The sequence below is a fragment of the Pseudomonas gingeri genome, assembly GCF_013385425.1.
In the GTDB taxonomy this organism is placed as follows: Bacteria; Pseudomonadota; Gammaproteobacteria; order Pseudomonadales; family Pseudomonadaceae; genus Aquipseudomonas; species Aquipseudomonas gingeri_D.
Genome location: NZ_JACAQA010000003.1, coordinates 1 through 22,437, shown reverse-complemented (window position 1 = coordinate 22,437; position 22,437 = coordinate 1). Strand labels below are relative to the sequence as shown.

Annotated in this window: 25 protein-coding genes; 13 read left to right on the top strand and 12 right to left on the bottom strand. The window is 63.3% G+C overall.

All coding sequences use genetic code 11. The annotated features are described in order from the left end of the window. Positions 1-7: 7 nt before the first annotated feature. Positions 8-454: a type II secretion system major pseudopilin GspG gene (gspG, locus tag HX830_RS02835; RefSeq protein WP_103497932.1), complete on the bottom strand. Its 447-nt coding sequence runs from the start codon at positions 452-454 to the stop codon at positions 8-10. Positions 455-975: 521 nt separating this feature from the next. Here gspG and hutH point away from each other — a divergent pair. The 10 genes from hutH (at position 976) to gspI (ending at position 10,788) form a co-directional block, all read left to right on the top strand. Next, positions 976-2,505 carry a histidine ammonia-lyase gene (gene hutH, locus HX830_RS02830; RefSeq protein ID WP_177098913.1) on the top strand — a complete coding sequence of 510 codons (1,530 nt, stop codon included), beginning with the start codon at positions 976-978 and terminating at the stop codon, positions 2,503-2,505. Between the two features lie 58 nt (positions 2,506-2,563). Then, on the top strand, positions 2,564-3,769 hold the full coding sequence (locus HX830_RS02825) for an alpha-hydroxy acid oxidase (RefSeq protein ID WP_177098912.1): 1,206 nt from the start codon (positions 2,564-2,566) through the stop codon (positions 3,767-3,769). Beyond that, on the top strand, positions 3,766-5,142 hold the full coding sequence (locus HX830_RS02820) for an FAD-binding oxidoreductase (RefSeq protein WP_177098911.1): 1,377 nt from the start codon (positions 3,766-3,768) through the stop codon (positions 5,140-5,142). The genes HX830_RS02825 and HX830_RS02820 overlap by 4 nt, the downstream gene beginning before the upstream one ends. A gap of 101 nt (positions 5,143-5,243) precedes the next feature. After that, positions 5,244-6,080 carry a transporter substrate-binding domain-containing protein gene (locus HX830_RS02815; protein ID WP_177098910.1) on the top strand — a complete coding sequence of 279 codons (837 nt, stop codon included), beginning with the start codon at positions 5,244-5,246 and terminating at the stop codon, positions 6,078-6,080. A 73-nt stretch (positions 6,081-6,153) separates the two neighbouring features. Further along, a complete protein-coding gene (locus tag HX830_RS02810; RefSeq protein WP_177098909.1) occupies positions 6,154-6,813 on the top strand; it encodes an amino acid ABC transporter permease in 660 nt (219 codons plus the stop codon). Further along, entirely contained in the window at positions 6,810-7,481 is a 672-nt protein-coding gene (locus tag HX830_RS02805; RefSeq protein WP_103497937.1) for an amino acid ABC transporter permease, read from the top strand. Before HX830_RS02810 ends, HX830_RS02805 begins: the two co-directional genes overlap by 4 nt. A gap of 89 nt (positions 7,482-7,570) precedes the next feature. Continuing rightward, positions 7,571-8,371: an amino acid ABC transporter ATP-binding protein gene (locus HX830_RS02800; RefSeq protein ID WP_152739288.1), complete on the top strand. Its 801-nt coding sequence runs from the start codon at positions 7,571-7,573 to the stop codon at positions 8,369-8,371. Next, on the top strand, positions 8,368-9,501 hold the full coding sequence (gene hisC, locus HX830_RS02795) for a histidinol-phosphate transaminase (RefSeq protein WP_177098908.1): 1,134 nt from the start codon (positions 8,368-8,370) through the stop codon (positions 9,499-9,501). Before HX830_RS02800 ends, hisC begins: the two co-directional genes overlap by 4 nt. A 3-nt stretch (positions 9,502-9,504) precedes the next feature. Then, entirely contained in the window at positions 9,505-10,242 is a 738-nt protein-coding gene (gene hutC / locus HX830_RS02790) for a histidine utilization repressor (RefSeq protein ID WP_100941096.1), read from the top strand. Between the two features lie 129 nt (positions 10,243-10,371). Next, entirely contained in the window at positions 10,372-10,788 is a 417-nt protein-coding gene (gene gspI, locus HX830_RS02785) for a type II secretion system minor pseudopilin GspI (RefSeq protein ID WP_103497940.1), read from the top strand. On the opposite strand, the gene HX830_RS02780 is transcribed toward gspI, so the two are convergent. Continuing rightward, entirely contained in the window at positions 10,748-11,179 is a 432-nt protein-coding gene (locus tag HX830_RS02780) for a general secretion pathway protein GspC (protein WP_152738755.1), read from the bottom strand. The two genes, gspI and HX830_RS02780, sit on opposite strands and share 41 nt — an antisense overlap. A gap of 247 nt (positions 11,180-11,426) precedes the next feature. On the opposite strand from HX830_RS02780, the gene HX830_RS02775 reads away from it, so the two are divergent. Together HX830_RS02775 and HX830_RS02770 are read left to right on the top strand one after the other, a co-directional pair. Continuing rightward, on the top strand, positions 11,427-11,879 hold the full coding sequence (locus tag HX830_RS02775) for a prepilin-type N-terminal cleavage/methylation domain-containing protein (RefSeq protein ID WP_103497942.1): 453 nt from the start codon (positions 11,427-11,429) through the stop codon (positions 11,877-11,879). Then, the gene (locus tag HX830_RS02770; RefSeq protein ID WP_103497943.1) at positions 11,876-12,487 is read left to right on the top strand and encodes a prepilin-type N-terminal cleavage/methylation domain-containing protein; all 612 of its coding nucleotides are present in this window, start codon (positions 11,876-11,878) and stop codon (positions 12,485-12,487) included. Before HX830_RS02775 ends, HX830_RS02770 begins: the two co-directional genes overlap by 4 nt. A gap of 9 nt (positions 12,488-12,496) precedes the next feature. Here the strand turns inward: HX830_RS02770 and HX830_RS02765 are convergent, their stop codons facing one another. The 3 genes from HX830_RS02765 to HX830_RS02755 are packed head-to-tail and all read right to left on the bottom strand — an operon-like array spanning position 12,497 to position 14,761. Further along, on the bottom strand, positions 12,497-13,447 hold the full coding sequence (locus tag HX830_RS02765) for a FecR family protein (protein WP_371317468.1): 951 nt from the start codon (positions 13,445-13,447) through the stop codon (positions 12,497-12,499). A gap of 34 nt (positions 13,448-13,481) precedes the next feature. Continuing rightward, the gene (locus tag HX830_RS02760) at positions 13,482-14,030 is read right to left on the bottom strand and encodes a sigma-70 family RNA polymerase sigma factor (RefSeq protein WP_100941089.1); all 549 of its coding nucleotides are present in this window, start codon (positions 14,028-14,030) and stop codon (positions 13,482-13,484) included. Positions 14,031-14,035: 5 nt separating this feature from the next. Next, the gene (locus tag HX830_RS02755) at positions 14,036-14,761 is read right to left on the bottom strand and encodes a TonB-dependent outer membrane receptor (protein WP_248767154.1); all 726 of its coding nucleotides are present in this window, start codon (positions 14,759-14,761) and stop codon (positions 14,036-14,038) included. Between the two features lie 153 nt (positions 14,762-14,914). On the opposite strand from HX830_RS02755, the gene HX830_RS02750 reads away from it, so the two are divergent. Further along, a complete protein-coding gene (locus HX830_RS02750; protein ID WP_152738744.1) occupies positions 14,915-15,241 on the top strand; it encodes a hypothetical protein in 327 nt (108 codons plus the stop codon). A 236-nt stretch (positions 15,242-15,477) separates the two neighbouring features. Here HX830_RS02750 and dctM read toward each other — a convergent pair whose 3' ends face one another. From dctM to HX830_RS02715, 7 genes are all read right to left on the bottom strand, one after another. Beyond that, complete coding sequence (dctM, locus tag HX830_RS02745; protein WP_100941087.1) at positions 15,478-16,761, bottom strand: C4-dicarboxylate TRAP transporter large permease protein DctM; 1,284 nt, start codon at positions 16,759-16,761, stop codon at positions 15,478-15,480. Then, positions 16,761-17,399: a TRAP transporter small permease gene (locus tag HX830_RS02740; RefSeq protein WP_103499830.1), complete on the bottom strand. Its 639-nt coding sequence runs from the start codon at positions 17,397-17,399 to the stop codon at positions 16,761-16,763. Before HX830_RS02740 ends, dctM begins: the two co-directional genes overlap by 1 nt. Positions 17,400-17,431: 32 nt before the next feature. Beyond that, positions 17,432-18,418, bottom strand: coding sequence for a TRAP transporter substrate-binding protein (locus tag HX830_RS02735; RefSeq protein ID WP_152738741.1), 987 nt, complete (start codon positions 18,416-18,418; stop codon positions 17,432-17,434). A gap of 193 nt (positions 18,419-18,611) precedes the next feature. Further along, positions 18,612-19,424 carry an HpcH/HpaI aldolase/citrate lyase family protein gene (locus tag HX830_RS02730; RefSeq protein ID WP_177098906.1) on the bottom strand — a complete coding sequence of 271 codons (813 nt, stop codon included), beginning with the start codon at positions 19,422-19,424 and terminating at the stop codon, positions 18,612-18,614. A 188-nt stretch (positions 19,425-19,612) separates the two neighbouring features. Next, on the bottom strand, positions 19,613-20,827 hold the full coding sequence (locus HX830_RS02725) for a CaiB/BaiF CoA transferase family protein (protein WP_103499833.1): 1,215 nt from the start codon (positions 20,825-20,827) through the stop codon (positions 19,613-19,615). Then, complete coding sequence (locus HX830_RS02720) at positions 20,827-22,176, bottom strand: MmgE/PrpD family protein (RefSeq protein WP_103499834.1); 1,350 nt, start codon at positions 22,174-22,176, stop codon at positions 20,827-20,829. The genes HX830_RS02725 and HX830_RS02720 overlap by 1 nt, the downstream gene beginning before the upstream one ends. A gap of 10 nt (positions 22,177-22,186) precedes the next feature. Beyond that, a partial coding sequence (locus HX830_RS02715; protein ID WP_177098905.1) for an acyl-CoA dehydrogenase family protein occupies positions 22,187-22,437 on the bottom strand: 251 nt, incomplete at its 5' end.

Sequence of the window (22,437 nt, the reverse complement as noted above, 5' to 3'; positions counted from 1 at the left end):
GCCCGGACTACAACTGCCAGGAGCCGATATCAGCATCGGTGCCTTCGCCGCCCGGCTTGCCGTCGGCGCCCAGGGAGAACACATCGACTTCACCGTTGGCCCCGGGGTTGAGGTACTGGTAAGGACGCCCCCACGGATCGTTGGGCAGGCGTTCGAGATAGGAGCGCCAGGTGCTGTCCTTGGCATTCGCCGGGCGCTCGGCCAGGACCTTCAGGCCCTGGTTCTGGTTCGGGTAGGTGCCGTGGTCGAGGCGATAGAGCTTGAGGGCCTGCATCAGGCTGCCGATGTCCTGCCGGGCGGCGGTGACCCGGGCCTGGTCGGGGCGGTCGAGAACCTTGGGCACCACAATGGCCGCGAGGATCCCGAGAATGACCACCACGACCATGATCTCGATCAGCGTGAACCCTTTCTGGGCGCCGATCCGCGAGCGGGAACTGATGTGCGCGATATCCATCTCGACATTCCTTGGCTTGATTCGATTCGCCGCGGATTGTTGCAAGAAGATATGTCACCGGTATTGAAAATCCTCGGGAGGAAATACCTGCCGCCCCGTTGCGCGTTTCTACCGCCAGCATTCAGTCTCGCGAGGCCCGGCCAGTCGTTTGGCGAGTGAAATCGCCACAACCTGTATATACAGCATGAATTTTCATCATTGCTTCCCCGCCTTTATCTCCCCGCGACACCTTGCCGGCCAAAGCGACCATCCGTTGCTCGCAAGCCTTGTTTCGCGAAAAACCCTACTACCATTGGTTTCAATTCGCCCCAACAGTGTGCGGGAGGCGCAGTTTTGGTGCGGCTTTTGGTTACACATTCAAGATTCAACAGCCACTGTCATTTTTTCGCAAGCGACGGGAATCGGGTCTGAAACGCCACTCTCTGGGCGGAATAGCAGTTCTGGCTCGCATATTGCTCATCCTGTATATACAGGAACATATAGCCACCTATTCCACCCACCCTCCGCCTTAGGACACTGCCATGCCCGCATCTCTGCAGCTCAAGCCCGGTCAACTCACCCTGGATCAACTGCGCGTCATCTATCAGAAGCAATGCGCGATCGAGCTGGACCCCGCCGCTCGCGAAAACGTCGACGCCAGCACCCGCACGGTGAACGAGATCATCGCCAACCAGCGCACCGTGTACGGCATCAACACCGGCTTCGGCCTGCTGGCCAGGACCTCGATTGCCACCGAGTCGCTGGCCAAGCTGCAACGCAACCTGCTGCTCTCCCACTGCACCGGCACCGGGCCGCTGCTCGATGATGCCAGCGTCGGCCTGATCATGGCATTGAAGGTCGGCTCGCTGGCCCGTGGTTTTTCCGGGATCCGCTGGGAAGTGATCGAAGCGCTGGTCAAGCTCTATCACGCCAAGGTCTATCCGTGCATCCCGTCCCAGGGCTCGGTGGGCGCCTCGGGCGACCTGGCACCGCTGGCCCATATGTCCGCCGTGCTGATCGGCGTCGGTCGCGTGCGCCATGAAGGGCGGGAAATGGATGCCGTCGAAGGCCTGGCGATTGCCGGCCTGGAACCCATGGTGCTGGGGCCGAAGGAAGGCCTGGCGCTGATCAACGGCACCCAGGTCTCCACCGCACTGGCGTTGCGCGGGCTGTTTGCCGCCGAGAAACTGTTCAGCGCCGCCGTGGTGGCCGGCAGCCTCTGCGTGGAAGCCTTGAAAGGCTCGGACGTGCCCTTCGACCCGCGCATCCAGGCGGTACGCGGTCAGCCCGGACAAATCGACGTGGCCCAGTTCTATCGTGAACTGCTGGCGAACAGCGAGATCCGTCAATCCCATATCGATTGCGCCCGGGTCCAGGATCCCTACTCGCTGCGCTGCCAGCCGCAGGTCATGGGCGCTTGCCTGGACCATCTGCGCTTCGCCGCCGGGGTGTTCCTGCGTGAATCCAACGCGGTTTCGGATAACCCATTGGTGTTCAGCGCCGACGGCGACGTGCTCTCGGGTGGCAACTTCCACGCCGAACCGGTGGCGATGGCCGCTGATGTGCTGGCCCTGGCGATCTCCGAAATCGGTGCCCTGTCCGAACGACGGATCGCGCAACTGGTCGACCCGGCGCTCTCCGGTCTGCCGGCCTTTCTGGTCCGCGAAGGCGGCCTGAACTCGGGGTTCATGATCGCCCAGGTCACCGCCGCGGCCCTCGCCTCGGAGAACAAGACCCTGGCCCACCCGGCCTCGGTGGACAGCCTGCCGACCTCGGCCAACCAGGAAGACCATGTGTCGATGGCGACCTTTGCGGCTCGCCGCTTGCTGGATATGGCCGGCAACAGCAGCGCCGTGGTGGCCATCGAACTGCTCGGTGCCGCCCAGGGCGTCGACCTGCATGCCCCGCTCAAGACCTCGGAAAAACTCGCTGAAGTCCTGGCGATGATTCGCCGCGAGGTCGCGCACTACGACGAAGACCGTTACTTCGCGCCCGATATCGCGGCGGCCAGGAACTGGGTCGAATCCGCCGCCTTCGAGAGCTGGTTGCCCGCCGCACGTCTGTATGCCTGATTAACACCGGGTTGGCGCAGCCCTGCTGCGCCACTTTCTTCACGCCATAGGGATCGCCATGCGTCGCTACTATTCAGGGCCGGATTTTCACCGGGCACAGAGCATTGCCGAACTGGCCGTCATGGCCCGGCAACGCCTGCCGCATTTCGCCTGGGAATACCTGGAAGGCGGAGCGGAGGAAGAGCTGACGCTACGCCGCAATCGCCGGGCGTTTGCTGATATAGCGCTGTTACCGCGCACCCTGATGCCCTGCTCGGTGACGCAAACCCAGCGCTCGCTGTTCGGGCGAGAGCTGCCGCTGCCCATGGCCATCGGCCCCACTGGCTACAACGCGATGCTTTACCGCGATGCCGATATTCATTTGGCCCGCGCCGCCACCGAGCGCGGCCTGCCCTTTACCTTGAGTACCGTGTCCACCAGTTCCCTGGAACAATTGGTCACGGCGGTGCCCGAGGTCAATCTCTGGTTCCAGCTCTATTGCCTGCGTGACCCCGCCGTTGGCGCGGACCTGCTGCAACGGGCCGACGCGGTCGGTTGCAGGACCTTGCTGCTGACCAGCGACGCCGTACTGCTGGGCAATCGCGAATGGGATCGGCGCAACTTCGTCCGCCCCCGGCAACTGAGCCTGCGCAACCAGCTCGACGTACTCTGTCACCCACGCTGGATGGCCCAGGCGCTATGGCCACGGGGCCTGCCGATCCTGGGCAATATCGAGCGCTATCTGCCGCCCGGACAACGCACCATCGAAGGCGCCGCGCACTTTATCGGCAGCCAGATGGACACCGGTCTCGACTGGGACGCGCTGGCCCGATTGCGCGAGCGCTGGCCCCATCGGCTGCTGCTCAAGGGCGTGCTGCACCAGGCGGATGCCGAAAAAGCCGTGGCGTTGGGACTCGACGGGTTGGTGGTCAGCAACCATGGCGGCCGTCAACTCGACGGGGTTCCCGCCAGCCTCGACTGCCTGCCGGCAATTGCCGCCGTGGCCAAGGGCAAGCTCGCGCTGCTGCTCGACAGCGGTATCCGGCGCGGCAGCGACATTCTCAAAGCCTGTGCACTGGGTGCCGACGCGGTGTTGCTGGGGCGATCTACCCTGTATGGAGTCGCCGTCGGCGGACAGGCAGGCGCCGGCCATGCCCTCGATCTGCTGGCGCAAGAGCTGCGCCTGGCCCTGTCCTTGCTGGGCACTGCGAACCTGAACCAGCTTGATCGTCGTGCCCTGGTCACGACGCCTTCTACCCTTTCCGACCGTGAGTTGAGCCGATGAGCGATTTACCACAAACCCTCGAACTGCTGCGCCAGGCGCTGGGGAATGACGCCGTTGTCACCGGCGCCGATATCAGTCAGCGTCACTACAGCGACTGGACCGGCCATGCGCCGGCCTGTCCCGCCGCGCTGCTGTTGCCACGAACCACGGCGGACGTGGCGAGTGCCTTGCGGATCTGCAATGGCGCCGGACAATCGGTGGTTCCCCAGGGTGGCATGACCGGGCTGGCGGGCGGCGCTGTACCCAGGGCCGACGATATCGCCCTGTCCCTGGAACGCCTGCGCGGCATTGAAGAGATCGACCCGGCCGCCGCCACCATCAGCGTCCTGGCCGGCACCACGCTGGAGGAAATCCAGCAGGCGGCGCTCAACGCCGGTTTTGTCTTCCCCCTGGACCTGGGCGCTCGCGGTTCGTGCCAGATCGGCGGCAATATCGCCACCAATGCCGGTGGCAATGCGGTGATCCGCTACGGCATGACCCGCGACCTGGTACTCGGACTGGAAGTGGTCCTGGCCGATGGCCGGGTGCTCGATCTGCGCAACAAGATGATCAAGAACAACTGCGGTTATGACCTGAAACAGTGCTTTATCGGCAGCGAAGGCACCTTGGGCGTGATTACCCGCGCGGTCTTGAAGCTCGCCCCGCAACCGGGCCAGACCAGCACCCTGCTCTGCGCCCTGCCCGACTACGCCAGCGCGGTCAGCCTGCTGCGGCGGATCCAGCGCAGTGTCGGCACGCCGCAGGCCTATGAATTGATGTGGCAGGACTTCTTCCGCCTCTGCGTCAGTTGGCTGGAAAACTCGACGGCACCGATGTCACTGGAGCATCCGCTATATGTGCTGCTGGAGTCCGCCGGTTCCCAGGAGCAGCTGGAAACCTCACTGGAAGAGGCGTTCGCCGCCGGTGAGGTCCTTGATGCGGTTCTCGCCAGCTCCCAGGCCCAGGCCCGGGGACTCTGGAAGATCCGCGAAGCCACCGGTGAGTTTCCTGTCCGCATGACCCCATTGAATTTCGACGTCAGCCTGCCCATCGGCCTGATCGGCGACTTCGTCGAGCGTTGCCGCATACGCCTGGAACAGCACTGGCCGGGCAACCACAGTGTGTACTTCGGCCACATCGGTGACAGCAACCTGCACCTGACCCTGGACTGTGCGTCCCTGCCCCAACCCGCGCCGATCCTGGCCATCGAGGAGCTGGTCTACAGCGCGGTCGGCGAACTCGGCGGCTCGGTGTCCGCCGAACATGGCATCGGACTGCTCAAGCGCGAGTTTCTCCATCATTCGGTCGGTCCCGAAGCCCTCGCATTGATGCGCCAACTCAAGGACTGCTTCGACCCCAACGGCATCCTCAACCCGGGCAAGATTCTCGCCTGAAGGCTGTATATACCGGAGTGGCACGTTAACTGCTGTTACCAACCTGAATCACCGCTGGAACACACACTCAACCTCGCTGCATCCCCTGAAGGAGTGACACCATGCAACTCGATTCTCTATTCAGTAAACGATTCAACGGCCTGTGCCTGGCGCTCACCCTGAGCGTCGCATCCCTGGCGGCACATGCTGATCAACTGGCGGACGTCAAGAAAGCCGGTGAACTGGTGGTAGGTACCGAGCTGCAATTTGCGCCTTTCGATTTCACCGACAACGGCAAGCAGAAAGGCCTCAACTCCGAGCTGTTCGAGCAGTTGGGCAAGGAACTGGGAGTCAAGGTGAAATTCCTCGACCTGCCGTGGCCAAGCGTATTGCCAGGGCTTGAAGCGAAGAAATTCGACGTGGTCGCCGGCCCGATCATCGTCACCCAGGCCCGTAAAGAGCGTTATCACTTCATGCTGCCGATCGCCGAAGCCACCGTGGCCTTGATGATTGGCGCCAACGACAACAGCATCACCAAGCCGCAAGACATCGCCGGCAAGGCCGTGGGCGCGGGCAAAGGCTCGGCGCAACTCGAGGAACTGAAGACCTTCGCCGCGACGCTGCCGCAGAAGGTCACCATCCGCGAATACGTCGACAACAACCAGGCCTACGCGGACCTGGCGGCCAAGCGCATCGTCGCCGTCGCCAACTCGCTGCCGAACATTTCCTATGTCGCCGCCCAGCGCAGCAATGCCTTCAAAGTGGTCCAGCCACCGTTCGGCAAAACCTCCTACTTCGCCTACCTGGGACGCAAGGATGACGACGCCAACAGCCTGATCGCCGCACTCGATGCCGCCCTGCTGAAAATGCATGCGGACGGGCGCCTGGCGGCCTTGCAGAAAAAGTGGCTGGGTGCCGAGATGAATGTGCCGCAAGCCGACTTCACCCCAACCTGGTAAATCCGCCCGCCCATTGGAGGACCTGATCGCCGGCCAAGCCTGGCCGGCGATCAGCTGAGTTGGAGTCACCGCAATGTTCGATTGGCCTTTATTTTTGCAGAACCTGCCGTTGCTGCTGACCAGCCTGCTGGTGACCCTCGAGGTCTCCACCGCGGCCCTGGTGATCGGCTTTTTCATCGGCATCCTGATCGCCAGCCTGCGCCTGTCGCCGTTGCCGTTGCTCAGGCGCCTGGGGGGCGGCTACATCTTCGTGTTCCGGGGCATTCCGCTGCTGGTGCAATTGCTCTTTGTCTATTACTTCCTGCCACGGATCGGGCTGCCCAATGTGTCGCCGCTGACGGCCGCGATCATCAGCCTGTCGTTGTGCGCCGGGGCTTATATCGCTGAAATTCTCCGGGGCGGCTTTCTCGCCATCCCCGGTGGTCAGCTGGAAGCGGCCGGGCTGCTGGGCCTGAGTACCCGGCAGATGCTGATCCGCATCCGTGTACCGCAAGCCGTGCGCCTGACCCTGCCGGCCCTGGTCAATGAAATGATCCTGCTGATCAAGGCGTCCTCGCTGGTGTCGGTGGTCGGTCTCGCCGACCTGACCCGTACCGCGCAGAACCTGGCGGCCAGCGACTACCTGTTCGTCCAGGACTACCTGATGCTGGCCGGCTTCTATTGCCTGATCAATATCCCACTGGCGTTCTGCGGCGGCCTGTTGGAACGACGCATGAAGGAGCAACAGACATGATCTTCGACTACCGGGTCATTACCGAGCACCTCGACGATATCGCCCAGGGCTTCACGGTCACCCTCGGCACCTGGTCCGCCGGGGTGGTCCTGGGGTTGTTCCTCGGCTTGCTGATTGCCGTGGCCCAATTGTTCGGCAACAACCTGATTCGTGCACCGCTACGGGCGTTTATCGAGGTGATTCGCAGCACGCCGTTTCTGGTCCAGCTGTTCCTGGTCTATTACGGCGGGCCGTCCTTCGGCCTCAGCCTGGACCCTGTTCCCGCCGGGATCCTCGGGCTGGGCATCTATGGCAGCGTGTACTTCGCGGAGATCTTCCGCACCGGTTTCGAGTCGGTGGCCCGTGGCCAACTGGAGGCGGCCGACTGCCTGGGCATCACCCGCTGGCAATGCATCCTGCGTATCCAGTTGCCGCAGATGCTGGTGATCATCCTGCCGGCGCTGGTCAACCTGGTGACCATCCTGTGCAAGGAAACCGCGGTGCTGTCGATCATCACCATCCCGGAGCTGACCATGGTCATGACCGGTATCGGCTCGCAAACCTTCGCCTTCGTCGAAACCCTGCTGGTGCTGTGTATCGGCTATCTGCTGCTGGTGGAGTTCTGTTCACGCCTGGGCATGGTCCTGGAGACCCGGGTCGGCCGCTTTATGAGCAGGCAGCCGCAATGACTATCCAACAACGCCCTCTGCCACCCATTGCCCCGAAACAAGGTGACCCCATGAAGACTCCCGAACAACTCCCCGGCGACTCGCAACCCATGGTGCGCCTGCACAATGTCGGCAAGAGCTTCGGCGCCCTGCGTGTACTCAAGGGGATCGACCTGCAGGTCCGGCATTCCGAAGTGGTGTGCCTGATCGGCCCTTCCGGCTCGGGCAAAAGCACCCTGCTACGGAGCATGGCCTTTCTCGAAGAGTACGACGAAGGCGAGATCCATATCGAAGGCCAGTTGCTCGGCTATGTGCCGGACAACGGCAAGGGCCGCAAACGCGCGGCACAAGCCCAGATCAATCAGGTCCGGCGCAATATCGGCATGGTCTTCCAGCAGTTCAACCTGTGGCCGCACATGACCGCGTTGGGCAATGTCAGCGAAGCCCTGCTGCGGGTGCGCAAGCTGCCGGCCGCCGAAGCCCGTAAACGCGCCCTGGCGATGCTCGACAAAGTCGGCCTGGCGCACAAGGCCGATGTCTATCCGATCCAGCTCTCCGGCGGTCAGCAGCAGCGCGTGGCGATTGCCCGGGCGCTGGCCATGGAGCCGCACATCATGCTGTTCGACGAACCGACTTCGGCCCTCGACCCGGAGCTGGTGGGCGAAGTCCTGCAGGTCATGAAGACCCTGGCCAAGGAAGGCATGACCATGGTGGTGGTCACCCATGAGATGGGTTTCGCCGCCCAGGTCGCCGATTCGGTGGTGTTCCTCGACCAGGGCCAGGTGGTGGCCCAGGGCACCCCGCAGCAAATCTTCCACAACACCGAACACCCCCGTCTGCAGCAATTCCTGCAGAACTATCTGGATCGCAATGCGTTCTGGCAAGACAACAAAGAGGCCTCCCCGGTATGAACGCTGCTGAACTGCAACTCCTCGCCCGCCCCCAGGTGCGCAACCTCGCCAGCTACAACGCCGGCCTTGGCACCGAAGCGGTGCGCAAACGTTTCGGGCTGACCCGGGTGGCCAAGCTGGGTAGCAACGAAAATCCCCTGGGGCCGGCACCGGCGGTCGCCGCCGCCATGACCCTGGCCTGTTCCAGCATTGCACTGTACCCGGATGCCGGCTGCCTGGAACTGCGCGCGGCCCTCAGCGCCAAACTCGGCGTGCCGGGCAATCAGTTGGTGTTCGGCAACGGCTCCGAAGACTTGCTGAGCATCATCAGCCGGGTGTTCCTCGACCATGGCGATGAAGTGGTCACCGTGGTGCCCTCGTTCGGCCTGCACTTTATCTACCCCATCGCCGCCGGGGCCCGGGTAACGGGCGTGCCGATGACCGATGAAGGCCGTTTCGACGTGCCGGCAATGATTCAGGCGCTGACCCCGAAAACCCGTCTTCTGATGTTTTCCTGCCCTTCCAACCCGGTCGGCTGCACACTCGATGCCGACGAGCTGCAACGCCTGTTGGCGGCACTGCCGGCCCAGTGCCTGCTGGTGTTCGACGAGGCTTATTACGAGTACGCGCAATTCGAAGAGGGTTATCCCGATTGCCTCGGTCTGATCCAGGCCAGCGGCAAGCCCTTTATCCTGCTGCGGACCTTCTCCAAGGCGTATTCCCTGGCCGGTTTGCGGATCGGCTACGGCATCGTCAGCGACCCGATGCTGGCCGACCTGATCGACCGCCTGCGCACGCCATTCAATATCAATCGCGTGGCCCAGGCCGCGGCGATTGCCGCACTGGCGGATGAAGAGCACCTGCAAGCCACCCTCGCCCACGTCGCCCATGAGCGCCGGCATATGGTGATTGCCTTGCAGAACATGGGGCTGGACACCGCGCCGTCGCTGGCCAACTTCCTCTTCTTCAGCACGCCCTATCCCGCTGAAACCATCAACCAGGCCTTGCTGGGCAAGGGCATTATCGTCAAACCCTGGCGTGAAGACGGCTACACAGAGTACTTGCGTGTCTCCATCGGTAGCTGTGAGGATAACGACCTTTTTCTCAAAGCCCTGGCAAGTGTTCTTGCCGCTCAAAAAGATGCGGACTGACCCATGATCAAAAATGCACCGCAAGCCCTCTATCGGCGCGCGAAGGACTTTGTGCAAGACAAGCTGCGCAGCGGCGAATGGAAGCCTGGCGACTTGATCCCCTCGGAAAACCGCCTGGTGCAGGAACTGGGCATTTCGCGCATGACCGTCAACCGGGCCTTGCGCGAGCTGACGGAAGAAGGTCATCTGTTGCGTATCTCCGGCGTCGGCACCTTTGTCGCCGAAAGCAAGCCGCAATCGAATCTGCTGCGCATCACCAATATTGCCGATGAAATCATCGCCCGCGGGCACAGCTATTCCTGCCGGGTCCTGCACCTGGGCCGCGAGGCGGCCTCGATGCCGGTGGCCGCCGCGCTGGCGCTGCCTACCGGCTCGTCGGTGTTTCACCTGATCTGCGTGCACAGCGAAGAAGGCGTGCCGGTGCAGTTCGAGGATCGCTATGTCAATCCCGAGCTGGTGCCGGACTTTCTGCAACAGGAGTTCGGTGAACAGCTGCAACCGGCGCGCTACCTGTTGCAGGTCATTCGTCCCGACGAGATGGAGCATATTGTCGAGGCCGGTCACCCCAGCAGCGACGAAAGCCGGCATATGCAGATCGACGCCCTGGAGCCATGCCTGATCCTGGTACGGCGGACCTGGAGCCAGAACAAGATTGTCACCTACGTTCGCCTGACCCATCCCTCGTCGCGGTATCGCCTCGGCAGCCGCCTGCCGGTGAGTGGCGCCCACAGGGACAGTTAAGGGAAGACCTGTCAGCGGCTGAAGGCGAATCAACGGCAAGCCGTTGCGAAAAGCTCGGGAGCTTTGGTCAGCAGGCGGTCAAACAAGCCCCCTAGTCTTGAGCCCGGGTTCCCCTCTCGAGTCGACTTGATGCCCCGTCCACACCACCAAGGTGGTTTCACCCTGATCGAAGTGCTGGTGGCCCTGACAATCATCGCCGTCGCGCTGTCCGCCGCCGTGCGCATGGCCGGGGTGATGACCCAGAGCAACGGGCTGTTGCGGGACAAATCCATCGCCTTGCTGGCGGCCCAGAGCCGTCTGGCGGAATTGCGCCTGGAAGGACGCCTGCCCGTCGGGCGCAAATCCTTCGAATGCGATCAGGGCCGGCTGATGTTGCGCTGCGACCAGATGATCGGCGCGTTCGGCGCCGGTCTGTTCAAAGTCGATATCCTGGTCCTCGATCGCAGCCGCGAGGCGCCACCGCTGGCCCAGTTGGAAACCGTGCTGAGCCCGGCCCAACCGGCACTCAAGGGCGGGTCAGCTTCGGCAGGAACGGCGCAGCACTGAGGCGGGTCACGTTCAGGTGGAGTTTTTCCGTGCCGCGTTCGACAACAATGCCCTCGGGCTCGATGGCCAGCAGGCGCACGCCCTGGCTCAGGGTTTCGCCCGCCAGGAAACTGCGCGGAGGGCCGTCGTTGAGACTGAGGATCGCCACCGCCCCGTGCACTCCGGCCATGACCCCGGAGACCTTGATATCGAGCACCGCCGGCTGGTTGGAAAACCATTGCAGGGCGGGGTTGTCGCTGCGGGTGCCGGCGGTTTGCGGCAGGCCTTCGGGTAACAGCGATGGCGCAGGTTTCAGCAACAGGCTGGACCAGGTCAGCGCACCGGCCAGGGCCGCGAGCAAGGCCAGCGCCTGAACGAACTGCGGCGGGGAAAAACGGTGAGTCCATTGCATGCTTGAGGTCCTTCTCGACAGTGATCCGAAACAGAGGCTGCGCCGCAAATCCCTGTGGGAGCTGGCTTGCCAGCGATAGCGATATATCAGGCGACAACGATGTCGACCATGAATTCGTATCGCCAGCAAGCCGACTCCCACAGAAACGCGCTCCCATCAGACTACCTGTCAATTCTCACGTTTTTATTTCACATGCTCATCATCTTCGCGGCGCAGCCTGTATCAACCCCCAAGGAGCCCTTGTCGAATGGATGTCGTGCGCCCCCAAGCCGGTTTCACCCTGATCGAACTGATGGTGGTGCTGGTCATCATCGGTATCGCCAGTGCGGCCATTGGCCTGAGCATCAAGCCGGACCCGTTGCACCTGCTGCGCAAGGACGCCGAGACACTGGCCCAGGCCCTGCAGGTAGCCCAGGCCGAGGTCCGGGCCGATGGCCGGCCGATTCGCTGGCTGAGCGACAGCAAGGGTTATCGCTTCAGCCGCGGCGACGACCAGGGCGGCGTCGAGCAGTTCGCCCAGGACCCGCAACTGCGCCCCCGTGCCTGGCTGAGCACACCGATGCAGGTGCGTATCGACCCGGGCAAAAGCCTGCTGTTGACCGCCGAGTGGATCGGCGTGCCGTTGCGCCTGTCGCTCTCCGACGGCCAGCACAGTATCAGCGTGCTGCGTAGCGCCACCGGCGAGGTGAAGGTGCAATGAACAGGCGCCAGCAAGGCTTTACCCTGATCGAAGTGATGGTCGCGATCATGCTGATGGCGATTGTCAGCGTGATCGCCTGGCGCGGGCTGGACAGCGTCAACCGCGCCGACGAACACCTCAAGGCCAGCGCCGGACAGACCCGCGAACTGCTGGCGGCGTTGGGGCAGTTGGAGCGTGATGTGGCGCTGCGCGCCAGCATTGAACTGGTGGAACCGGTGGTGGTGGATACCGAACACGAAGCCCCGCCCGCCCCCGTGGCCCTGAGCGTACGCAGCGCCGAGGGCAAGGGCTTTCGCCTGGAGCTGATCCGCGCCGCGCCGCAGCAGGACGGCGCTCTGCAACGGGTGCGCTGGTGGTTGCAGGGCGGCACTCTGTATCGCGCTGCTGGACCGGCGCGCACGCAATTCCCGTTGCCGGCGGCCAAGGAGGGTGTCGCGGTACTGGCTCAGGTGCGGGAAATGGACTTGCGGGTCTGGCAACCGGGCAAGGGCTGGCGCAACCTGGGCGGTAGTCATCAGGATAATCCCCAGGGTCTGGAAATCACCCTGGTGCGCGACACACCCCAGGGGCCGGAGCGTTATCGCCAGGTGCTGGGCCCGCTGGAATAGCGGGCCTCGCTAGCTCAGCAACACCACGCCACCCGGCAACTCGGTGCACTTGGCTCCGTAGGCATCGCGGATCAACAACGCCACCCCCGCCAACTGATCGAGACTGAAACGCGCCTGGACCTTGCGTTTGCCCAACTCGGCATTGAGCAACACCAGCATGCCCGGGCGATAGCGGTTGATCTCGTCGATCACCGAGGCCAGGGTCGCATCATTGAACACCAGCATCTTGTTACGCCAGGCGATCACGTTCGCCGCATCGACCGTTTGCGGCTCGCCGGTATGCTGGGCGTCATAGGTCAACTGTCGGCCACTCTCCAGACGAAAGCTGCGGCCCTGCACCTGTACCGTCAGCAGACCTTCGATACAGGTCACACAAACGCTCTGGTCAATATGACGCACGTTGAAACGCACCTGATCGGCATGCAACCAGCCCGGACCGGCCTGGACGCTGATCGACTCCCGTGAACGTGTCACCACCTCCACTTCGCCGCTGACCAGTTCGATCCGCGGGCTGCCGCCGACCGCCGCCAGACGATTGATCCGGGTCTGGGTGTTGAGCTCCAGGCGGATATCGCCGCTCAGGTCGATGCGCCGCTGCTCGCCGACTTCGGTGACGTAATCGGCACCCAGCCCGGAAAAACCGCCGGGTATCGTTTCGCGCACCAGGAAAAAAGCCGCCGACGCCGCAATGGCAGCGCCGAGAAAAGCCCTTCGGCCAAACTGCCGGGCACGGGGCGGATGCTGCAATTGCAAGGCGGCCGGCTTGAGGGAGTGCCACATCGACTTGCTGCGTTCGAACGCCTGGGCGTGTTCCGGGCTCTGCGCGCACCACTGGCGCAAGGCCCGGGCATCGCCGGCGGTGGCCCGCCCCGAGGTCAGGAGGATCAGCCAATCCTGGGCTTCGCTATGCAATCGAGCGGTCTCGCCGGCCCGGGAATCAGTCATGGAAGTCGTGTTCAAGCGCGCAGGTACTCAAGAAAATTTTGCTGGTCTATTACCTAGACGGTTTTCCCGCACCGGGACCGAACCGCTGAATCACTTTTCTTTCAAGGCGTGCCGCGCAATGCCCCAGGGCGGCCTTCAATTCCTTTTCGACCATGCGCGTGGAAATCCCGAAACGTTGGGAAATCTCCAGGTGCGGCGCTTCTTCCAGACGCGCCGCGATAAAGATCCGCCGTCGCCGTGGCGGCAGTTCATACAGGGCGCTGAGCAGCAACTGGATCTCCTTCTGCCCACCCACGACCCGCTCCGGGTCCTGGGATTCGTCGCTGACCTGCAACAGTTCCTCGATTTCCTCGCCCGTCAACAAGCGCGCGTCGGCCTGGCGGCGATCGGCGGCGATATTCAGCGCCATGCGGTACAGATAGGCGTTGGGCTGGGTGAGGTTGAGCGGCGCTTCCATGCGGTCGACCCGCAGATAGGTTTCGTGCAGGACGTCGTTGGCCAGATCCTCGGAACCCAGGCGTCGGCGCAAGCGCGCCTTGAAGTCGTCATAGGAGGTCAGGAACAACCGGACCATAGGACTCTGCCCGATATTCTTCATACTTATCAGGCTCCTTCCCGCTCTGTGCATTCCATGCTGCTTCCTGCTGAGTTCGGCGTTATTAGAAGGGTTATCGGTTGATGCAGCGACGTCGGCGCGGGACGCCTGACACGCACACCACTCAACCGTGCCACCAGCGCCCCGTCGCGCTGAATATCTCCGGTGGAACTGACCAGGCGGCTGTACTGGACATCACCGGCACGCCCGATCCACACCTGCAACACCGCCCGGTAAGTCCCCGGCCGGGTCAGCGGCAACGCACACAAGGCCTGCTCGATCGCCACCTGGATCGCCTGGGCATAACTGCTTGCCATGGCTCTCGCCGCCGAACCCTCGCTCCCCTTGCCCGTCGGCCGCTCGTTGACTTGCGCCACTTGCAGGGTGAAGGCATCGGCCCGGGCGTAACGCGCCATCAGGCCAGTGCCGGTGAGCAACAGGCTCAAGGCTTCGCTGGCCCGATAGCGACCCTGCACGGCAAAGGATCGACGTGCGCGGGTCAGGTCGCGGTCCACCAGCACCGCCATGCCGGTCAGGCGACTGAAGGTATCCAGTGCACCAGCCAGCTCCTGGGCGGCAATGTCCAGGTCCAGGCGCGCCTCGGGATCAAGCTGGACCGGTTCCGCCGCCAGGCACGAACAAATCCCGCCCAGCAGCCAGCCGGCCAGGACCAGGCTCGCCAAGGGATAGCGAAAGAACGACAGACGCACCGCCACGGATCGAAGTCCCTGCACAGCTGACGTGTTCCTGAAAATCGTCATCCTGAGGGCTGTTTATGAACCTGATGTTACGTTCACTGCAAAAAAACCATCACCTGGTGGCGAACGGCTTTGATCTAGACTAAAGGACCAGAGAAACCCTTCTTCCAGGGTCGCCAGGAGGCGTCAATGAAATACTCATCAACCCTTACCGCGCTGTTGTTGCTCGCGCTATCGGGCTCGGCGCTGGCCGCTGAGCCGACCGCGCAACCGGTCGGTTGCATCGACGTCAGTGTCGGCGGCTACAAGGCCCCGGACTACAACTGCCTGAGCCAGCAGATGAGCGACCCGGAGCAGACCCAGGCGCGGCAGAAGAACCAGGAAGCACTGAACCCCGACATCAGCAAAAAAGCCCCCAACAAACTGGGCCTGGCGACGCCGGCCGCCACCAGCGTACGCATGGGCAATACCTTCGGCACCTCGGTGATGCCGCAGCGGCCACCAGCGGGCCAGTGACCCCTGGCCGCCCTTGTAGGAAATTCGAAGCCAGGCGCGGTCCTTGTAGGAGCCTGGCTTGCCAGCGAAGGGGTCCTCAAGATCGCCAAAAGCTTCGCGGGCAAGCCCTGCTCCTACAGTGCATTGTCGGCCACAGATTTTGTGTACGACACAGACCTGTAGGAGCCTGGCTTGCCAGCGAAGAGGCCCTCAAGATTGCCAAAAGCTTCGTGGGCTGGCCTTGCTCTTCCAGAGCATCAAGGCATGCCCAACCAGTGCGGCAGCGTCAACGAGATCATCGGCACGTAGGTCACCAGGATCAGGAACGCCAGCAGGATCATCAACCACGGCAACGCCGCACGGATAGTCTGTCCCAGGGTGAGCCCGGTTACCGCCGAGGTCACGAACAGGTTCAACCCCACCGGCGGGTGTACCAGGCCGATTTCCATATTCACCACCATGACGATCCCCAGGTGAATCGGGTCAATCCCCAGCTTCACCGCAATCGGGAAGAAGATCGGCGCCAGGATCAGCACAATGGCCGACGGCTCCATAAAACTACCGGCAACCAACAGCACCACGTTGACCATCATCAGGAAGCCGATCGGCGTCAGCCCTTCGGACACCACCCAGTTGGTGATCTGCTGCGGGATCTGCTCGGTGGTCAGCACATGGGCGAACAGGATGGCGTTGGCGATGATGAACATCAGCATGATCGCCAACCGGCCCGACTCCATCAGCACCTTCGGGCAATCGCGGATCTTCATGTCCTTGTAGATGAACAAGGCGACAAACGCCGAATACACCGCCGCCACCGCCGCCGCTTCGGTCGGGGTGAACAGGCCGCTGTAGATCCCGCCGAGGATGATCACCAGCAACAGCAACCCCCAGAAGGCACGGCGCGCCGCCGTCAACCACTCGCGGAAGGTCGCCCGTGGCTGCGCAGGTAATTTCTTGATCCGCGCAACAATATAGATCGCCACCATCAGCATCAGGCCCAGCAGCAGCCCGGGAATCACCCCGGCCATAAACAGCTTGCCCACCGAGGTTTCCGTGGCCGCCGAGTACACCACCATGACGATCGACGGCGGAATCAGGATGCCCAGGGTCCCGGCATTGCAGATGATCCCGGCACCGAACTCCTTCGGATAACCCGAACGGACCATCCCCGCCACCGCGATGGAACCCACCGCCGCCACCGTCGCCGGCGAAGAACCGGACAAGGCGGCGAACAACATGCAGGCCAGCACGGCGGCAATCGCCAGGCCCCCACGAATATGCCCGACACAGGCGTTGGCGAAATCGATCAGGCGCTTGGCCACGCCGCCGGTGGTCATGAACGCACCGGACAACAGGAAGAACGGAATCGCCAGGAAGGTGTAGGCGTCCGAGGTCTCGAACAGCTTGATCGCCAGGGAACTGAGGGAGTCCTGGCTGAAGATCAGGATCGACACCGCGCCGGACAGTCCCAGGGAAATCGCAATGGGCACGCCGAGGAACATGAAGGTGAACAACAGCAGAAACAGACAGAGAACGGCCATCAGTGCTGCTCCTTGTGTTCACTTGCCAGCTTGCTCGCTTCGCCGGCTTCATCGGCCAGGCCCAGACCGGCCTGGCGACGGGTGAAAATGCGGTAGAAGATTTCCAGGTAGCGGATCAGCACCAAGGCAAAACCCACCGGCACGATCACCACGATATAGCCGACCTTGATCCCATACTGGTCGAGGTCTTCGGCACCGATCCCGGCGGCGAGCACCGCGCTCAGCCACTTGTAGCTGGCCACCATGAACAGCCCGGCGTAGGCCAGGCAGCAGGCGCAGGCGAGCAGCGCCAGGTAGCGTTGCACCGGACGCGGGGTCAGCTTGACCAGGGCGTCGACCCCGAGGTGGCCGGCGGTGCGCACGCCGTAGGAGATACCGAAGAAGATCAGCCAGCCGAACATGGCCTTGGTCAGGGCCACGCTCCAGGTCATGTCCTGGGCCACGGTCATGGTGGCGTCGCCCAGGCTGTTGAAGAAGGCGCGGCTCCAGGCCCAGCGATCAGCCAGGTTGAAGAACAGCGTGTAGATGTTGTTGGCCATCACATAGACAAAGGTCACCAGCGTCATGGCCGCCAGCAGGAAAGCGATAAAGCCTTCCTCGAAATGTTCCCAGATGCGCCGCAAGGGTTGCGTTTGCATGGACAGGACTCCGCGAGAGGGAAAAGGAGGTATCAGGGCTGGTTGGACTTGTCCGCCGCATCGATCAGGTCGGCACCGATCTCACCCTCGAACTTCTTCCACACCGGCTTCATCGCCTCACGCCATTGCCCGCGCTCTTGGGGGCTCAGCTCGATGATTTCGCTGGTCTTGGCGTCGATGATCTTCTGCTTGGCGCTCTGGTTCAGCGCTTCGGCCTGCTTGTTCACCTCGACGGTGACCTCGGCCATGATCTTTTCCAGCTCGCTGCGGATATCCGGCGGCAGGCCGTCCCAGAACTTGCTGTTGGTGATCACCATGTAGTCGATCAGGCCATGGTTGGACTCGGTGAAGTACTTCTGCACCTCGTTGACCTTCTGGCTTTCATAGTTCGACCAGGTGTTCTCGGTGCCGTTGACGGTGCCGGTCTGCAAACCCTGGTAGACCTCGGCGAAGCTCATCTTGCGTGGATTGGCGCGGATCGCCTTGAACTGCTCCTCCAGCACACTGGAAGCCTGGACGCGGAACTTCAGGCCACGGGCATCGCCCGGTACGTGCAGCGCCTTGTTCGCGGAAATCTGCTTCAGGCCGTTGTGCCAATAGGCCAGGCCGAGAATGCCCTTGCCCTGCATCGCAGTCAGCAGCGCCTTGCCCTGGGCCGCCTGGAAGCGGTCGACGGCGGCCATGTCGTTGAACAGGAACGGCAGGTCGTAGATCTGGATCTGCTTGGTGTACTGCTCGAACTTGGCCAGGGACGGTGCCAGCATCTGTACGTCACCCAGCAGCAGGGCTTCCATTTCCTTGCCGTCACCGAACAGCGACGAGTTGGGATAGACCTCGACCTTGACCCGGCCCGGCAGGCGTTCTTCGGCGAGCTTCTTGAACAGCAGCGCGCCCTGCCCCTTGGGTGTGTTTTCCGCGACGACGTGGGCGAACTTGATCACGATGGGCTCGGCCGCCTGCGCGAGGCCCACGGTGAGCAAGGTGGCGGCGCAGAACAGCGCCCGGGTCAACTTGAACATGTAAGTCACCTTCTTATTGTTGTGTTGTAGGCAGGTTGCCTAAAGCCATGCGTATAGAGAATTTCGAATTCTGAGTACCTGCGTTCGGCTCAGGTGAACGCTCCGTAAACTCTGGGTTTATTGCCGAAGGCTGAGTACGACGCGGTCTCCGATCAGCGGCCAAGGATCGGCCTGTCGAGCCTGCGGTGATGGCTTACACCAGCGCCAACAAGCGGCGGGCCCGCAACAAGACCGGGGCGTCGACCATCTGCCCGTCGACCTGATAGGCTCCGGCGCCGTCACTGCCGGCGTCCACCACGCGGCGGGCCCAGGCCAGGTCTTCGGCACTCGGCGCCAGGGCCGCGTGGATCACCGGCACCTGCCGGGGGTGAATGCACAACGCACCGGCAAAGCCCATTTCATAGGCATGGCGGATTGAGCGGTGCAGGCCCTCGGGGTCGTCGATGGCCGGATGTACGCCGTCCAGCGGAGCGACCAGGCCGGCGGCCCGTGAATGCACGATCACCGCCAGGCGTGCCTGGTCGAGGGCGAACTGCGCGGCGTCCGAGCCGCTGCTCAGGTTGAGGTCAAGGGCCAGGTCCAGGCCGCCGAAGGACAAGCGCTCGACGCCGGGGGCGCTGGCGATTTCAGCCAGGCTCAACAAACCGCGGGCACTTTCGATGATCGGCCAGACGGGTTTGCCGGTCGCCGCCACGGCGCCGACCTGGGCGGCGTTCTCAACCTTGGGCAGCAGCACGCCGCTGACGCCAGGGTGTTGCTTGCAGAACGCCAGGTCAGCGCTGTGTTCGGTGTGGTCCGGGGCGTTGATGCGGACCAGGACCCGGGCCTGGGGATTGGCGGTAAGGAATTGGCCGAGGTGGTCACGGGCGATTCGTTTGAGCGGTTCTTCGACGGCATCTTCGAAATCGACGATCACGGCATCGGCGCCGCTGGCCAGGGCCTTGGCGAAACGCTCGGGACGACTGCCGGGCACGAAGAGCGCGGAGCGGGCAATGGATGAAGACATGTTGTGTTCCTTGTTTTTTGGTTGCGCGGCCTGTCTGGGGGGACCGCGTTATCGTTCTTCGCGGCGGTGCGGCGTACCGACAAGCCCTGCTCCTACAGTCCTCTGTCGTTCCCCATATTTGTGTACGACGCCAAACTGTAGGAGCAGGGCTTGCCCGCGAAGGGGCCCTTGAGAGCAGCCCATTCTTTTCAAACCACCCCATCCACCCGCAGCCGCTCCACCGCCTCCGCGGAAAAGCCCAACTCACTGAGGATCGCCCCGGTGTGCTCGCCCAACCCCGGCACCGCCTCCATACGCGGCTCAAACGCCGCATTGCGCGCCGGCGGCAGCAACGCCGGGAGTTTCCCCGCCGGACTCCCGACCTCGCGCCAGCCATCCCGGGCCTTGAGCTGCGGGTGGTCCCACACACCCTGCATGTCGTTGACCCGGGCATTGGCGATCTGCGCCTCTTCCAACCGGGCAATCACCTGCTCGGTGCTGAGCCGGGCAAAGCTGTCGACGATGATCTGACGCAACACCTCACGGTTGGCCGAACGCTTGAAGTTGGCCGAAAAGCGCTCGTCCACCGCCAGCTCGGGGGTCAGCAGCACCCTGTCGCAGAACGCCGCCCACTCACGCTCGTTCTGCAACCCGAGCATCACGGTGCCGCCGTCGCCCGCCGGAAACGGCCCGTAGGGATAAATGGTCGAGTGCGCCGCACCGGCCCGTGGCGGCGGCGGCGCACCGTCGAAGGCGTAATACATCGGGTAGCCCATCCACTCCACCAGGCTTTCCAGCATGCTGACGTCGATGCGGCTGCCCTCCCCGGTTTTCTCCCGCAGCAGCAACGCCGAGAGAATGCCGCTGTAGGCGTACATCCCGGCGGAGATATCGGCGATGGAGCAGCCGGCCTTCGCCAGCTCTTCCTCACCCGGCCCACCGGTCACCGAAAGAAAGCCACCCTCGCTCTGGATCAAAAGGTCGTAGGCCTTTTTCTTCTCATAAGGACCACCTTCGCCATAACCGGAAATATCGCAGACGATCAGCCGTGGAAAGCGTTCATGCAGCGCCTCGAAGGACAAACCCATGCGCGCGGCAGCCCCCGGCGCGAGGTTCTGCACCAGTACATCGGCCTGCCCCAGCAGATTTTCGAGAATATCGCCGGCCTGCTCCTGCTTGAGGTCCAGGGTCAGGCTTTCCTTGGAACGGTTGGTCCAGACGAAGTGCGAGGCCAGGCCGCGAACACGTTCGTCATAACCACGGGCAAAGTCGCCGCTGCCGGGGCGCTCGATCTTCACCACCCGTGCGCCCAGGTCCGCCAGTTGCCGCGTACAGAACGGCGCGGCAATGGCGTGTTCGAGGCTGATCACCGTGATGCCGTCCAACGGGCGCGGTGCCGGGGTATTGCCTGCTGCCGTATTCATCAGCGCAGCTCCTTCAAGTCAGTGGTATTACGCAGGTCCCAGACCTGACGGATCAAACCCTCGGCCTGCTCGGCCGAGCGCGCCCCGGAGAACTGCAGCAGACGGCGGAATTTGTCTTCCAGCTCGGCCCGCGACAGGCTGTTGCCAGGATCACCCTTGGGCTCGTCGATGACGCCGTACAGGGTGCGCCCGTCAACCGTGGTGACCACCACCCGGCCCAGCCAGCGTTGGGGATAGGCGCCATCGACTTCCGGGTCCAAGGTCATGCTGACCTTCTCGCGAAACGCCGATACGGCCGGATCGGTCAAGGACAGTTGGTGGAACTCCGGCAGCCCGGCCTTGCCATGCACGGCGATCAGGCCCAGCACGGTGCCCATGGAGAACTTGGCCTGGTGCACCGTCTGCGGCACCTTGACCCGTCCGAGCACATCAATGGCACCCTGATGCACACGGGTTTCCACATGCCGAATATGTTCATGACTCAAGCCTTCCTGCCACATCAGCTCCAGCAACGCATCAGCGGCCGGATGGGTGTGGCGACAGGACGCGTGGAACTTGAACGAGGTTTCCACCAGCGCCCAGCGGCTGCCCAGGCGATCGGACAACTTCGTCGGATCGGCATCGCTGGACATCCCGGCGGCCAGCCCCTGGTCACCTTCGAGAATATTGCGCGCCCCGGTCAGGCCATCCGCCGTCAGGTAGGCGGCCAATAGGCCGTCCGCCGCAGCCTTGGCGGTGTGCAACTGCTTGGAATCGGCGGCATCCCGGAGGAACTCCCAGAGCCCGGCGGCCTGGGTGCCGGCGCTGCCCAGCAGGTTGCTGAACTGTCCCTGGTCGAAGTCCATCAGCTTGCCCACGGCCACGGCCGCCGCCAGGGTGCCGACGGTGGCCGTGGTGTGGAAGATCCGATAGTGCGAACGCCCGAGGAACTCGCCGATACGAATGCCAGCCTCATAGCCGGCCAGCGAGGCCAGCAACAGCTCGCGGCCGGACTTGCCGAGATCCTGGGCCGCCGCCAGGGCCGCCGGGAACACCACCGTGGCCGGGTGCAGCACGGAACTGTTGTGCAGATCGTCTTGCTCCACCAGATGGGAGGACGCGGCATTCACCAGGGCGGCGAAGTACGCCGAACTGCCCTGGCCATTGACCAGGATCCGCGCCGGGCCGCTTGCCGGGCCCATCTTGCGGGCATAGGCCTCGAACAACGGAATCGGATGGGCACCCTGGCTGGCCAGGGCCGAGGCCAGCCAATCGAGGAACAGATCTTCGGTACGCTCGAACACCGCTTGCGGTACCTGTTCGTAACGCAGGCCGGCGAGGAATTCGCAGAGGGCTTGGGTATGGCTCATGCGCGGAGCCTCAGAAGCTGCGTGGCAGTTCGAGCAGATGCTCGGCCACGTAGGACAGGATCAGGTTGGTGGAGATCGGCGCCACCTGGTACAGGCGGGTCTCGCGGAACTTGCGCTCGACGTCGTATTCACAGGCGAAACCGAAACCGCCATGGGTCTGCAGGCAGGCATTGGCCGCCTCCCAGGACGCCTTGGCCGCCAGGTACTTGGCCATATTGGCGCTGGCCCCGGCGTTCTGGCCGCTGTCGTATTCCTCGCAGG

What these genes read in the sequence shown, in the direction of transcription:
- gspG (WP_103497932.1), bottom strand. Translation starts at nt 454, where the DNA reads ATGGATATCGCGCACATCAGTTCCCGCTCGCGGATCGGCGCCCAGAAA.
- hutH (WP_177098913.1), top strand. Translation starts at nt 976, where the DNA reads ATGCCCGCATCTCTGCAGCTCAAGCCCGGTCAACTCACCCTGGATCAA.
- HX830_RS02825 (WP_177098912.1), top strand. Translation starts at nt 2,564, where the DNA reads ATGCGTCGCTACTATTCAGGGCCGGATTTTCACCGGGCACAGAGCATT.
- HX830_RS02820 (WP_177098911.1), top strand. Translation starts at nt 3,766, where the DNA reads ATGAGCGATTTACCACAAACCCTCGAACTGCTGCGCCAGGCGCTGGGG.
- HX830_RS02815 (WP_177098910.1), top strand. Translation starts at nt 5,244, where the DNA reads ATGCAACTCGATTCTCTATTCAGTAAACGATTCAACGGCCTGTGCCTG.
- HX830_RS02810 (WP_177098909.1), top strand. Translation starts at nt 6,154, where the DNA reads ATGTTCGATTGGCCTTTATTTTTGCAGAACCTGCCGTTGCTGCTGACC.
- HX830_RS02805 (WP_103497937.1), top strand. Translation starts at nt 6,810, where the DNA reads ATGATCTTCGACTACCGGGTCATTACCGAGCACCTCGACGATATCGCC.
- HX830_RS02800 (WP_152739288.1), top strand. Translation starts at nt 7,571, where the DNA reads ATGGTGCGCCTGCACAATGTCGGCAAGAGCTTCGGCGCCCTGCGTGTA.
- hisC (WP_177098908.1), top strand. Translation starts at nt 8,368, where the DNA reads ATGAACGCTGCTGAACTGCAACTCCTCGCCCGCCCCCAGGTGCGCAAC.
- hutC (WP_100941096.1), top strand. Translation starts at nt 9,505, where the DNA reads ATGATCAAAAATGCACCGCAAGCCCTCTATCGGCGCGCGAAGGACTTT.
- gspI (WP_103497940.1), top strand. Translation starts at nt 10,372, where the DNA reads ATGCCCCGTCCACACCACCAAGGTGGTTTCACCCTGATCGAAGTGCTG.
- HX830_RS02780 (WP_152738755.1), bottom strand. Translation starts at nt 11,179, where the DNA reads ATGCAATGGACTCACCGTTTTTCCCCGCCGCAGTTCGTTCAGGCGCTG.
- HX830_RS02775 (WP_103497942.1), top strand. Translation starts at nt 11,427, where the DNA reads ATGGATGTCGTGCGCCCCCAAGCCGGTTTCACCCTGATCGAACTGATG.
- HX830_RS02770 (WP_103497943.1), top strand. Translation starts at nt 11,876, where the DNA reads ATGAACAGGCGCCAGCAAGGCTTTACCCTGATCGAAGTGATGGTCGCG.
- HX830_RS02760 (WP_100941089.1), bottom strand. Translation starts at nt 14,030, where the DNA reads ATGAAGAATATCGGGCAGAGTCCTATGGTCCGGTTGTTCCTGACCTCC.
- HX830_RS02750 (WP_152738744.1), top strand. Translation starts at nt 14,915, where the DNA reads ATGAAATACTCATCAACCCTTACCGCGCTGTTGTTGCTCGCGCTATCG.
- dctM (WP_100941087.1), bottom strand. Translation starts at nt 16,761, where the DNA reads ATGGCCGTTCTCTGTCTGTTTCTGCTGTTGTTCACCTTCATGTTCCTC.
- HX830_RS02740 (WP_103499830.1), bottom strand. Translation starts at nt 17,399, where the DNA reads ATGCAAACGCAACCCTTGCGGCGCATCTGGGAACATTTCGAGGAAGGC.
- HX830_RS02735 (WP_152738741.1), bottom strand. Translation starts at nt 18,418, where the DNA reads ATGTTCAAGTTGACCCGGGCGCTGTTCTGCGCCGCCACCTTGCTCACC.
- HX830_RS02730 (WP_177098906.1), bottom strand. Translation starts at nt 19,424, where the DNA reads ATGTCTTCATCCATTGCCCGCTCCGCGCTCTTCGTGCCCGGCAGTCGT.
- HX830_RS02725 (WP_103499833.1), bottom strand. Translation starts at nt 20,827, where the DNA reads ATGAATACGGCAGCAGGCAATACCCCGGCACCGCGCCCGTTGGACGGC.
- HX830_RS02720 (WP_103499834.1), bottom strand. Translation starts at nt 22,176, where the DNA reads ATGAGCCATACCCAAGCCCTCTGCGAATTCCTCGCCGGCCTGCGTTAC.